Origin of the sequence: Streptomyces sp. NPDC089424 (assembly GCF_044749345.1) — a bacterium.
Classification (GTDB): domain Bacteria; phylum Actinomycetota; class Actinomycetes; order Streptomycetales; family Streptomycetaceae; genus Streptomyces.
Window position 1 is genome coordinate 1114526 of the sequence record NZ_JBIVHU010000001.1, and the last position, 11722, is coordinate 1126247.

The window sequence follows — 11722 nt, forward strand, 5'->3', positions numbered from 1 at the left end:
GGTTCATCCCCGGGATGCGGTACGGGTGCGTCCGCCGGCACCGGCGAGCGCGAGAAGCAGGACCCATGTCACGAGCAGACTGAGCACGGACACGGCGACGGAGAGCTGGGCCTGGGAGCCGCTGACGTTCACGATCCACACCGCGAAGGGCTGGAAGCCCAGCAGTTGCGCGACCGTGAACTCGCCGAGCACCAGGGCGAGGGTGAGGAACGAGGCGTTGAGGAGCGCGCCGCGCAGATTCGGCAGGACGGCCCGGACGAGGGCCTGCGGCCAGCCGGCACCGCAGGAGCGCGCGGCCTCGACGAGGGTGGGTACGTCGACCGCGCGCAGACCGGCGTCCAGTGCCCGGTGGACGAAGGGCAGGGCCATCACGACGTACGCCAGGACCAGCACGAACGGGAAGTCCGGGTTCTGGATCGCGACGAACGTCTGGAACAGCGGCGTACGCGACAGGTGCTCGGGCCCCCACTTCAGCACGGTCCCGATGCCCGCGACGAACGCGATCGGCGGGACCACCAGCGGCAGCGAGCAGACCACCTCGACGACCGGCCGCAGCCGCGGTGCGGCGAGCCGCAGCGCGACCATGGCGGGCACCATCAGCAGCAGGACGATCGCGATGGTGACGGCGGCCAGTCCGAGCGAGAGCAGCAGGCTGGAGACGAAGCCTTCGGTGGAGAAGATCTGCGTGTACGCGTCGAAGGTGATGCCCCGGCCGGGCACGTCCACCGTGAAGACGACGGACGCGGCCATCGGCACCAGGAAGTACAGTCCGGCGAGGCCGAGCACGCCCCACCGCCACAGGTTCAGGCGAGCCATCGGGCACTCCGGCGTTGCAGGGGCAGGTACACGGCCATGACGAGGCCCGCGACGAGGACCATGTCGAGGCTGAGGGCGAGGGCCACGTTCTCCTGGCCGACCAGCACGTTGCCGGAGATGGCGTCGGCGATCTGCAGGGTGACGAGGGGGACGGAACTGCCCACCATGGCCGCCGCGGTGGCGTACGCGGCGAAGGCACTGCCGAACAGCAGCACCAGACCGCCGAGCAGCGAGGGCAGCAGCACCGGCAGGGCCACGTACCGCCAGTACTGGAACGTGGTGGCGCCGTTGTTCTGCGCGGCCTCGCGCCACTGTGCGCGCAGCCCGTCGAGGGCCGGCGTGATGGTGAGCACCATCAGCGGGATGAGGAAGTACAGGTAGACGAGGACCAGTCCCCAGAAGCTGTACAGGTCCCAGCCCGTGCCGCCCAGTCCCAGGTGCCGGGTGAGCACACCGGCGTTGCCGAGCGTGGCCACGAAGGCGAAGGCGAGCGGGACGCCGCCGAAGTTGGCGAGCACCCCGGACGCGGTCAGCACGGCCTCGCGCAGTGCGGGGAACCGGGAGGTCACCACGGCCTGGGCGATCGGCAGTCCCAGTGCGGCCCCGAGGGCGGCGGTGACCGCCGACAGCTTGACGCTGCCGAGGAGCGCGGTGAGGTAGGCGCCCTGGAGGGAGGCCGACAGGTTCTCGGTCGTGTACGACGTCGCGCCGGTCGCCAGGTCCTTCACGGTGAAGGCGCCGTTCAGCATGGCGACGGCGGGCAGTCCGAACGCGATCGCGGTGAAGACGAGCAGCGGGAGGACGGCGAGCCATCCGGGGGCGTGGCGCCGCCGCTTGGGGGAAGCGACGGGCGCCACGTCCGCGCGCGTGAGCGTGGCGGTCATCCGGAGACGGCCTTCGCCCAGCCCTCGGCCAGCACGGTCTTGGCCTCGTTCTGCTGCTCCTCGGTCGGGAAGGCCGGCGTGCCGGAGACCTCGGGCAGCTTGGCGGCGGCGGTCTTGTCGAGGGTGCCGGCCTTCTCCATGGCGGGCATCAGCGCGGGCCGCGCGTATCCCTGGAGCCACAGGTTCTGGCCCTCGGTGCTGTAGAGGTACTCCTGCCACAGGCGGGCGGCCGCCGGATGCGGGGCGTCCTTGTTGATGGCCTGCGAGTAGTACTGGGAGAACTGGCCGTCGGTCGGGACGTTGACCTGCCAGTCGACGCCCTTGGACCGGAATTCCTCGGCGTAACCGGCGTTGAGGTAGTCCCAGTCGATGCTGATCGGCGTCTCGCCCTTCTCGACCGTGGCCGGGGTGGACTCGACGGGGGTGTAGTTGCCGTTCTTCTTCAGCTCGGCGAAGAAGTCCAGGCCGGGCTGGATGTCGTCGAAGGAACCGCCGTTGGCGAGGGCCGCCGCGTAGACGCCGCCGAAGGCCGAACCCGACTTGGTGGGGTTGCCGTTCAGTGCGACCTGGCCCTTGTACTGCGGCTCGAGGAGGTCCTTGAACGTGGTGGGGCACTCCTTGACGCGCTTGGCGTCGCAGCCGATGGAGATGTAGCCGCCGTAGTCGTTGTACCAGCGGGCCTGCGCGTCCTTCTGCGCCTCGGGGATGTCGTCGAAGGCCTCCACCTTGTACGGGGCGAGCAGGCCCTGCTGGGCGGCGCTGATCGCGAAGGAGGAGCCGAGGTCGAGGACGTCGGGCGCGCGGTCCTGGCCCTTGCGGGAGGTGACGGCGTTGATCTCGTCCTGGCTGGAGCCGTCGGGGTTCTCGACCTCGATCTTGATGCCGTACTTCTTCTGGAAGGCGTCGATGAGGGCGCCGTAGTTGGCCCAGTCGCGGGGCAGCGCGATGGCGTGCAGCGTGCCCTCCTTCTTCGCGGCTTCGACCAGCTTTTCCATGCCGCCGAAGTCGGCGGCGGAGGCGGCGGTTGCGGCGGACTTGCCGTCCGCCGAGGTGGACGCGTTGTCGGGGGCGGCGCCACAGGCGCTCAGGGCGAGCACGGCGACGACGGTGAGGGAGCCGCCGAGAACGGCTGATCGCGGCAGGGACACGGACACGGTCTCTCCAGGGGTGCGCACAAGGGTGGGTGCTGCGGGGTGAGGTGCCGCAGAACATTCCGCGGCGAGAACTTGTCTGAACAAGTCGGCCTCAGTACGCCCGCTGAGAATGACCTGAAAGTGAACGCGAACCGAACCATGCCCCCCTGTTGCCTGCACAATCCCGGCCGGCGCCGATCACGTCGAACATCGATTAGGCTGCGTAAGCTGCATAAGCTGTGCACACCAACTACCTCAGAGGGGCGGCATGACGGCGCGACACGAGGAGATCGCCGAGGCGCTGCGACGCGCGATCGACCGCGAGGAGTACGCGGTCGGCGGGCGGCTTCCCTCCGAGACGGAACTCGCCGCGCAGTACGCCGTCTCGCGCGGCACCGTCCGGCAGGCGGTCGCGAGCCTCACCGCCGAGGGGCTGATCGGCTCGCGCCAGGGCGCCCGCCGGGTGGTGCTCGCCAGCCGCCGCAGCCAGAGCTTCGCCGAACTGCGCAGCTTCGCCCAGTGGGCGCGCGCCATGGGCCGCGAGGCGACGGGCCGGGTGGTCGAGCAGCAGCTCCGGCCGGCCACGACCGAGGACGCGGTCCGGCTCCAACTCCCGGAGGGGACTGACGTGTTGCACGTGCTGCGGGTGCGCGGACTGGACGGCGAACCGGTGCTTCTGGAGCGCACGGTGTACGCCGACTGGATCGCCCCGGCGGTGCGGTCCATCGAGCCGGACTGCGCGTCGGTCACCCAGCGGCTCTTCGAGGACAGGGGCCTGGTCTTCGCCTACGGCGAGCACATCATCGACGCCGTCGCCGCCGGGGCGCAGGACGCCGAGCTCCTCGGCATCCGCCGCACCAGCCCGCTGCTGCGGGTGCGACGGGTGACGACGACACACGAGGGCCGCCCGGTGGAGTGGTCCGACGACCGCTACCGCTCGGACGCGGTGAGCTTCAGCGTGCACAACTCGATCGGGAACAACGCCCTCGCCCGCAAGAGCGTGGACTGACGTCCGGCGGACGTCACGGAACCGGCACCGCCCACGGATCACCCTGACGGCGCCTCCTTCGCATGCCTTTCGGGGATGCCGGGCAGAGGAGACGTTGTTCCGTAACCGAACCTTCAGGGGGAGTCCTCGTGTCCGCATCGGTAAGTGATCCGGTCGCCTCACCGGAGGGCGGGGACGGTACTCCGCTACGGCGTGCCATCGGGCCCAAACTGCTGCTGCTGTTCGTGATCGGCGACATCCTCGGCACCGGCATCTACGCCACCACCGGACAGGTCGCCGGCAAGGTCGGCGGGGCGCTGTGGCTGCCGTTCGTCATCGGCTTCTTCGTGGCGATCCTGACGGCGGCCTCGTACGTGGAACTCGTCGGGAAGTACCCGAAGGCGGCCGGGGCCGCGCTGTACACCCAGAAGGCCTTCAAGGTGCCGTTCCTGACCTTCATCGTCGCCTTCATGGTCATGTGCTCGGGCCTCTCCTCGGCGAGCGCGGCGGCACGTGCCTTCAGCGGTGACTACTTCGCCGAGTTCACCGACTTCTTCCCGCCCACGCTCATCGCGATCCTCTTCATCCTCGCCCTCGCGGCCCTGGCGCTTCGCGGGGTGTCCGAGTCGGTGAAGACCAACATGGTCCTCACCCTGGTCGAACTGACCGGCCTGCTCATCATCCTGGCGATCGGCGCGTGGGCTGTGCTGAGCGGCGACGGCGAACCGTCCCGGCTCGGCGAGTTCCAGGCGGAGGGCAGCGGGTACGCGCTGATCACCAGCGTGCTGGGCGCCACCGCCCTCGGCTTCTTCGCCTTCGTCGGCTTCGAGGACTCCGTCAACATGGCCGAGGAGACCAAGGATCCGGTCCGTGCCTTTCCGCGGGCCATCTTCATCGGCGTCGCCGTCACCGGGACCATCTACGTGCTGGTCGCCCTGGTCTCCTCGCTGCTCGTCGACCACCGCGTGCTGCAGGGCTCCAGCGGCCCGCTGCTGGAGGTCGTCAAGGCCGGCGGTCTGAACTTCCCGCCGAAACTCTTCGCGCTGATCGCCCTGTTCGCGGTCACCAACTCGGCCCTCATCAACATCATGATGGCCTCCCGGCTGTGCTACGGCATGGCCAACGAGCGCATCCTGCCGCGCGCCCTCGGCCGAGTCCTCCCGCAGCGCCGCACCCCGGTCGTCGGCATCGTCTTCGTGTCGCTGCTCGCCATCGGCCTGGTCTCCACCGGGGAGATCGCGGGCCTCGGCGACACCACGGCCTTCCTGCTGCTGTGCGTCTTCGCCGTCGTCAACGTCGCCGTCCTGGTCCTGCGCCGCGACCGCGTCGAGCACCAGCACTTCCGGACACCGACGGCGCTGCCGGTGCTGGGCGCGATCACCTGCCTGATCCTGGCCAGCCCCCTGTCGGACCGCCCCGCGGACGTCTACATCCGGGCGGGCGTGCTGCTGGCCCTCGGCGTCGCGCTGTGGGCGCTGAACAAGCTGGTGATGAGGTCGCGGGGCGAGGAGGAAGCCGGCTGATCAGGGAGCGGCCGACGTCACGGCACGCTCGCCGTGGCCGGCCGAGGCGGTCTCCCCCTCGTCCAGGGACATGTCCTTGGTCTCCTTGCCGAGCAGGAGCGCGGTCAGCGTGAGCACCGCCATCGCGGAGAGGTAGACACCGACCAGCCAGGGCGAGCCGTCGCCGGTCTCCCACAGGGCCACCGCGATGAACGGCGCGACGGCCGCTCCGAGGATCGAGCTGACGTTGTAGGAGATGCCGGACCCGGTGTAGCGCACGCTGGTCGGGAAGAGCTCGGGCAGCAGCGCGCCCATCGGACCGAACGTCATGCCCATCAAGGTGAAGCCGAGCACGAGCCACAGCACCACGCCGAGCGTGCCCAGGCCGATCAGCGGCACCCAGACCAGCCCGAAGACCACGATCGCGGACGTGACCCAGATCAGGGTCGTGCGCCGTCCGTACTTGTCGGCGAGCGGCCCGGAGATCAGGGTGAACGCGGCGAAGAACAGCACCCCGAAGATCATCATCAGGACGAACGTGGTGTAGCCGTAGCCGAGGCCCGGCACGGCCGCGTCCTTCGCGGTCCGTCCGAAGCTCAACGAGAACGTGGTCATCAGGTAGAAGAGCACATACGTCGCCAGCATGATGAACGTGCCGAGGATCAACTGCCTCCAGTGGCCGCGGACCACGGTGGCCAGCGGCAGCTTGCGCACCTTGCCGGTCTCGCGGGTCTTGGTGAAGACCGCGGACTCGACGAGCCGCGACCGCACCCACAGGCCGATCACGACCATCACGGCGGAGAACAGGAACGGGATCCGCCAGCCCCAGCTGACGAAGGCGTCGGAGGGCTGCGTGGGGTCGGCGCCCGCCGTCGACGGCAGCAGCGCACCGATGACCAGGAAGAGTCCGTTGCCGATGATGAAGCCGAGCGGTGCGCCCAGCTGCGGGAAGGTGCCGTACCGGGCACGCCTGCCGCGGGGCGCGTTCTCGGTGGCGACCAGCGCGGCACCGCTCCACTCGCCGCCGAGCGCGAAGCCCTGCGCGAGCCGCATCAGCACCAGCAGCGCGGTGGCGACCCAGCCGGCCTGGGCGTAGGTGGGCAGGGCGCCGATGAGGAACGTGGCGACGCCCATGGTCAGCAGGGAGATGACCAGGGTCCGCTTGCGCCCCAGCCGGTCGCCGAGGTGCCCGAAGAAGACGGCCCCGATCGGCCGGGCGACCATCGCGGCGCCGAAGACCGCGAAGGACGCCAGCAGCGCCGTGGTGGGGTCACTGCTCGGGAAGAAGAGGGACGGGAAGACCAGCACGGCGGCGGTCGCGTAGATGTAGAAGTCGTAGAACTCGATCGTCGTGCCGATGAGGCTGGCGACGAGGACGCGGGACCTCGGATTGACGGGCGTCTGAGGTGTGCCGGTGGCTGGTGCGGGCATTGCTCGGTCTTTCGTGCGAGGACACCTCCACGTTCTCAGGAGTCTTACTGTCCGGAAAATCGATGCCGCGATGTGAGACGCCGGGATCCCGCGACACCGGGAAGCTTCGACGGCGGTCGTACGATGTCCTGAACGGATCGAGTCACCCCAAGGAGCCGCCATGGCCCGCCCCCGTGCCGCCGCCCGGACGATAGGGCACCCCGACATCTCCGAGGTCGCGCTGCAGCAGGTGCTGGAGGCGCTGGGGGACCCGGTGCGCCGGATGCTGGTGTCCCAGCTGACCCGGTCGGACGGCGACATGGCCTGCGGCGCCTTCGAGGCACCCGTCTCCACCTCGACCCTGACCCACCACTTCAACGTCCTGCGCGAATCCGGCGTGATCCGGCAGTACTACGTGGGCACGGCGAAGATGAACACGCTGCGCACGGACGAGCTGGAGGAGCGCTTCCCCGGCGTGCTCTCGTCGGTCGTGGCCGCGGCCCTCGCGGAGGCGGGGACTGTCCGACCCGCCATACTTCGATGAGGCTCAAAGTTTGACGCCGGTCGAAGTAAGGGCCAGGATGGTGGCTGCGGACACCCGGCAGAAGTGGTGTCCTCCACCCGACCCTCCTCCTGGAAACGGATCCACCATGGCCAGGCGTGTGCAGTTCGACCGACTCGGCGGCCCCGAGGTCCTCACCCTCCGCGACGTGGAGACGGTCGCCCCGGGAGCGGGGGAGGTGCGGATCCGCGTCGACGCGATCGGCCTGAACCGCGCCGAGATCATGTACCGCGAGGGCAGCTACTTCGACAGGCCGCGCTTCCCCTCCGGCCTCGGCTACGAGGCCGCGGGAGTGATCGACGCGGTCGGCGCGGGCGTGGCCGGCTTCACCGAGGGCGACTCGGTCGCCGTGGTGCCCGCGTTCCTGCAGAGCGAGTACGGCACCTACGGCGATCACGTCGTCGTCCCGGCCGCGGCCGTCGTCCCCCGCCCCGCGGACGTCGACGCCGTACGGGCGGCGGCCGTGTGGATGGCCTACATCACCGCCTACGGCCCCCTCGTCGAGTCGGGCGAGGTGCGTCCCGGCGACCACGTCCTGATCACCGCCGCCTCCAGCAGCGTCGGGCTCGCCGCCCTGCAACTGGCCCGCCACGTCGGCGCGATCCCCGTCGCGACCACACGGGGCAGGGACAAGAAGCAGCGCCTGCTGGACGCCGGCGCGGCCCATGTGATCGTCACCGACGAGGAGGACCTCCCCGCCCGCGTCAAGGACATCACCGGCGGCAAGGGCGTCCGGCTGGCCTTCGACCCGATCGCGGGGCCCGGCGTCGAGACCCTCGCCCAGGGCATCGCCCCCGGCGGCACCCTCGTCGTGTACGGCGCCCTCGACCCCCGCACCACCCCGCTGCCGAACGCGCGGTCCTATCCGGCGCTGACCACCCGGACGTACACGCTCTTCGAGATCACCACCGACCCGGAGCGGCTGCGCCGCGCGGTGGCCTTCGTCGGCGCCGGCCTGGCCTCGGGTTCGTTCGTCCCGGTCGTCGACCGCACCTTCGACCTCGCCGACATCGCCGAGGCCCACCGCTACATGGAGAGCAACGGCCAGGTCGGCAAGATCGTCGTCACGGTCACCCACCCGACCGCCGGCTCCTGACCCCGGACGCCCGCGTTCCTACTCGGCGGGAACGGGGATGAGCATGCAGCTGCTCGTGGCGTGGGCGAGGAGCCGGTCGCGGGCGTCGAACAGCTCCGCCTGCGCGAGGGCGGTGCGGCGGCCCTGGCTGAGCACGGTGCCCACGGCGCGCACCTTGCCGGTGTCCACGGTGATCGGGCGCAGGAACTTCAGGGTCAGGTCGAGCGAGGTGTAGCCCATGCCCGCGGGCAGGACGGACTGCACCGCGCAGCCGGCGGCGGAGTCGAGCAGTGTCGCGTAGACGCCGCCGTGGACGCTGCCGATGGGGTTGTAGTGCTCCTCGCCCGGTTCCATCACGAAGACCGCGCGGCCCGCCTCGACCTCCTCCAGGCCGAAGCCGAGGGTCGCGGCGATGGGCGGGGCGGGCAGACGGTCGGCCAGCACGTCCTGCAGGAACTCCAGGCCGCTCGCCCGCCCGACCGCCGCCGCGGACACCTGGGGGTCCTCCCACTCGAACGTGCGTGACCTGACCATGGGGGACCCCTCCGTGACCGACTGACTATGGAATGCGAAGCTAGCCAGCCCTGCCTCTGGATGTCAATGCCGAAGCCAGCCTACGATGGGCGCATGACCTGGCTGGAGACCAGTACCGAGAACTGCACGGTGCAGCGCACCCTCGAACTCGTCGGCGAGAAGTGGTCGCTGCTGGTGCTGCGCGACGCCATGAACGGTGTGCGCCGCTTCGACGACTTCCGCCGCCACATGGGGCTGTCCGAGGCGGTGCTGGCGGACCGTCTGCGCAAGCTGGTGGACGCCCAGATCCTGGAGACCAGGCCGTACCGCGAACCCGGCAGCCGCACGCGGTACGAGTACCGGCTCACGCCCAAGGGCTGGGACCTGTGGCCCGCGATGATCGCGCTCAAGCAGTGGGGGGACCGCTACACCGCCGATCCCGAAGGGCCGCCCCTGGAAGTCCGTCACCGTGACTGCGGCGAGGCGGTGGAGGCGGTGATCGTCTGTCCGGGCGGCCATGGCGCGCTCACTCCCTGGGATGCCTGCACCCGCCCCGGAGCCTCCGCCCGCGTCCCGCGCTGAATCCGCGCTCGCGCGGCCGTGACGTGCGCGGGGACGGCGAGCCCGTCCCCGCGCGACTGTGTGTCAGTCCACCACCAAGCCGGCCACCGCACCCGCAGGTCGGGCGAGTGCCGAGCCGAAGTTGTCCTCGACCTCCGCCTTCTCCGCCGCGTTGGGATAGGGGTTCGTGCAGGACACGCCCGCGCTGGACCCCGACATGAGGCTCGTGCAGGGGCCCGGCTTGCGGTCCGGAAGGCCCAGGATGTGGCCCAGTTCGTGGGCCGATATCCGGACCGTGTCGTAGCCCTGGTTCACGGCCTGCCGTCCGATGTAGACGGTGCCGTTGCCGAGCGAGGTGGTCAGGGCCCGGGGCCAGCCGTTGTCGGCCAGGATGCGGATGTTCGCGCGTTGCCCGGACGCGGCCGGGCGCAGCTCGACACCGTCCACGCTCTCGTTCCAGATGGCCGCGCCCCGGTCGACGGCGGCCCTGAACTCGGCGGACGCGGCGGCGTCATAGGTGACGACGCGCGCCGCCGGGGCCGGCGCGGCGGCGTGCGCCTGGCCCGTGGTGGCCAGGGTGGCCGCGAAGGTGGCGGCGAGGATGGGGACGAACGTGCGTGCGTGCAAGGTCGGCCTCCTGTGGGGGAAGGTGGGCGTGTTCATGCCACGTTCTGCTGGGCACCCTGCCCGTCCCCGCCGACCGCCAATCCCTCAATCCGCACCGCCGGCCCGACCGTCGGCGTCGCCACGTCACACGAGATGGGCGAAGACCACCAGGTTCTCCGTGTAGTCCTTCACCGAGTGGTCGTAGTCCCCGGCACAGGTGATGAGCCGGACCTCGGGACGATCCGTGTCGGCGTACACCCGCTGGTCCGGGAAGTCGTCCTTGGAGAAGGTCTCCGTGTCGTCCACGACGAAGTCCGCCTTGCGCCCGTCGGCCCGGTCCACGGAGAACCGGTCGCCGGGCCGGAGTTCGTAGAGCTCGGCGAAGACGGCCGCCGAGGTGGCCGTGTCGACGTGCCCGGCGATGATCGAGGCCCCCACCTCACCGGGGGAGACGCCCTTGGCGTACCAGCCGACGAGATTGGTGTCGGCCGCGGGCGGCGGCTCCAGCTGGCCCGTGTCACCGACCGAGAGCGAGGTGAAGGGCGCGTCCACGGAGATGCTCGGGATGAGCAGCCGGACCGGGGCGGAGCGGGGCAGCGGCCGCGCGCTACCCCCGGTGTCCGAGGACGCGGCGGAGGAGCCCGGGGTACGGGAGGACTGCGGGGTGGAGTCGGGCTGCTGGTGGTCGCCGAACACGCTGACGGCGATGATGATGATTGCCACGCCCCACAGGGTCAGTCGTCCGCCACGGCCGGGGTGCTGACCGTCCGTCGCCCGCTCGGAAGGGGGCGCGGAGGGGGGACCTGCTGTCATCGGGCATCACCTCACTCGGGCACGACAGCACGGGCTTCGGGGCTCGGGAGCGGCGCGGGCCGCCGGCACGGTGTGCGCCGGCGGCGGCCGCGTCCCTGGAGGGCGGGGTACCGGTCAGGACCCCTGCTCGATGGCCTTCTTGCGGCGCAGCGCGTACATGCCGGTGGCACCCACGGCGAGAATGGCCAGCCCACCCGTGGTGACGCCGGGCGACGCGAGGCCGCCGCCGCCGGTGTGCATGCCACCACGCGGCTTGTCGTGGTCGCCACCGCCCCAGCTGTCCTTGCCGTGCCCGCCCTCCTTGTCCTTGTAGGAGTCCTCGTCCTTGTCCTTGTAGGACTCCTCGTGACCGCTGTCGCCGTGGCCGGAGCTCCAGTCGTCACCGCCCTGCACGGCGGAGAGCGCACCACCGCCGGTGTGCATTCCGCCACGCGGTCCGTCGTGGTTGCTGTCCTTGTCGTAGTCCTTGCTGTATGACTTGTCGTGATCGCCGGAGCTCTTGTCGTAGTCCTGGCCGGAGCCGCTGTCGTGCTCCTTGCTGTACGAGGAGTCGTCGCGACCGCCGTGGTCCTCGCCCGGTGCGGCGAAGGCGCCGCCGGGCGTGGCGAAGGTGAGCGCGGCGGAGGTGGCCGCCGTGGCGAGGAGAATGCGGGCAGAACGCATATCGGTGTCCTTCCGCCGTGGCCGGGCAGCGGACACGTCATCAACTGGAATGAACCCGGCCTCGACACGAACCACCGTCGGCCAGTCCCCTGCCGCGCACCATCCGGGCCGCCCAGCCGTGTCATCGCGCCACCCGTCTGTCCCAGCGACACGCCGCCGCGTCCCCCTGTCGGGTCAGTCCGATGTCACCCGGATG

Annotated in this window: 13 protein-coding genes; 5 read left to right on the top strand and 8 right to left on the bottom strand. The window is 70.6% G+C overall.

Going from position 1 to position 11722, the window contains the following annotated elements; genetic code table 11:
• Positions 1 to 3 precede the first annotated feature (3 nt).
• The 3 genes from ACIP2X_RS04920 to ACIP2X_RS04930 are packed head-to-tail and all read right to left on the bottom strand — an operon-like array spanning position 4 to position 2854.
• A complete protein-coding gene (locus ACIP2X_RS04920) occupies positions 4 to 816 on the bottom strand; it encodes an ABC transporter permease (protein ID WP_401667537.1) in 813 nt (270 codons plus the stop codon).
• The gene (locus tag ACIP2X_RS04925) at positions 804 to 1700 is read right to left on the bottom strand and encodes an ABC transporter permease (protein WP_401667540.1); all 897 of its coding nucleotides are present in this window, start codon (positions 1698 to 1700) and stop codon (positions 804 to 806) included. The genes ACIP2X_RS04920 and ACIP2X_RS04925 overlap by 13 nt, the downstream gene beginning before the upstream one ends.
• Positions 1697 to 2854 carry an ABC transporter substrate-binding protein gene (locus tag ACIP2X_RS04930; protein WP_401667543.1) on the bottom strand — a complete coding sequence of 386 codons (1158 nt, stop codon included), beginning with the start codon at positions 2852 to 2854 and terminating at the stop codon, positions 1697 to 1699. The genes ACIP2X_RS04925 and ACIP2X_RS04930 overlap by 4 nt, the downstream gene beginning before the upstream one ends.
• Before the next feature lie 247 nt (positions 2855 to 3101).
• Here ACIP2X_RS04930 and ACIP2X_RS04935 point away from each other — a divergent pair, with 247 nt between their 5' ends.
• Together ACIP2X_RS04935 and ACIP2X_RS04940 are read left to right on the top strand one after the other, a co-directional pair.
• Positions 3102 to 3842 carry a GntR family transcriptional regulator gene (locus tag ACIP2X_RS04935; RefSeq protein WP_401667545.1) on the top strand — a complete coding sequence of 247 codons (741 nt, stop codon included), beginning with the start codon at positions 3102 to 3104 and terminating at the stop codon, positions 3840 to 3842.
• A 128-nt stretch (positions 3843 to 3970) separates the two neighbouring features.
• Positions 3971 to 5344, top strand: a complete 1374-nt coding sequence (locus ACIP2X_RS04940; protein ID WP_401667548.1) for an APC family permease — start codon at positions 3971 to 3973, stop codon at positions 5342 to 5344.
• Here the strand turns inward: ACIP2X_RS04940 and ACIP2X_RS04945 are convergent, their stop codons facing one another.
• Positions 5345 to 6754, bottom strand: coding sequence for an MFS transporter (locus ACIP2X_RS04945; RefSeq protein WP_401667551.1), 1410 nt, complete (start codon positions 6752 to 6754; stop codon positions 5345 to 5347).
• A 160-nt stretch (positions 6755 to 6914) separates the two neighbouring features.
• Here ACIP2X_RS04945 and ACIP2X_RS04950 point away from each other — a divergent pair, with 160 nt between their 5' ends.
• Both ACIP2X_RS04950 and ACIP2X_RS04955 read left to right on the top strand, forming a co-directional pair.
• A complete protein-coding gene (locus tag ACIP2X_RS04950; protein WP_401667554.1) occupies positions 6915 to 7277 on the top strand; it encodes an ArsR/SmtB family transcription factor in 363 nt (120 codons plus the stop codon).
• A gap of 106 nt (positions 7278 to 7383) precedes the next feature.
• Positions 7384 to 8391 (top strand): zinc-dependent alcohol dehydrogenase family protein, encoded by a 1008-nt coding sequence (locus ACIP2X_RS04955; protein ID WP_401667557.1) that lies wholly within the window; start codon positions 7384 to 7386, stop codon positions 8389 to 8391.
• Positions 8392 to 8409: 18 nt separating this feature from the next.
• Here ACIP2X_RS04955 and ACIP2X_RS04960 read toward each other — a convergent pair whose 3' ends face one another.
• Positions 8410 to 8904, bottom strand: a complete 495-nt coding sequence (locus tag ACIP2X_RS04960; RefSeq protein WP_401667560.1) for a PaaI family thioesterase — start codon at positions 8902 to 8904, stop codon at positions 8410 to 8412.
• A gap of 93 nt (positions 8905 to 8997) precedes the next feature.
• Here ACIP2X_RS04960 and ACIP2X_RS04965 point away from each other — a divergent pair, with 93 nt between their 5' ends.
• Positions 8998 to 9465, top strand: coding sequence for a winged helix-turn-helix transcriptional regulator (locus tag ACIP2X_RS04965; protein WP_401667562.1), 468 nt, complete (start codon positions 8998 to 9000; stop codon positions 9463 to 9465).
• Between the two features lie 63 nt (positions 9466 to 9528).
• Here ACIP2X_RS04965 and ACIP2X_RS04970 read toward each other — a convergent pair whose 3' ends face one another.
• From ACIP2X_RS04970 to ACIP2X_RS04980, 3 genes are all read right to left on the bottom strand, one after another.
• Positions 9529 to 10071: a snapalysin family zinc-dependent metalloprotease gene (locus tag ACIP2X_RS04970; protein WP_401667565.1), complete on the bottom strand. Its 543-nt coding sequence runs from the start codon at positions 10069 to 10071 to the stop codon at positions 9529 to 9531.
• Positions 10072 to 10194: 123 nt separating this feature from the next.
• Complete coding sequence (locus tag ACIP2X_RS04975; protein ID WP_401667567.1) at positions 10195 to 10863, bottom strand: class F sortase; 669 nt, start codon at positions 10861 to 10863, stop codon at positions 10195 to 10197.
• Between the two features lie 114 nt (positions 10864 to 10977).
• Positions 10978 to 11526: a hypothetical protein gene (locus ACIP2X_RS04980; protein ID WP_401667570.1), complete on the bottom strand. Its 549-nt coding sequence runs from the start codon at positions 11524 to 11526 to the stop codon at positions 10978 to 10980.
• Between the last annotated feature and the right edge of the window lie 196 nt (positions 11527 to 11722).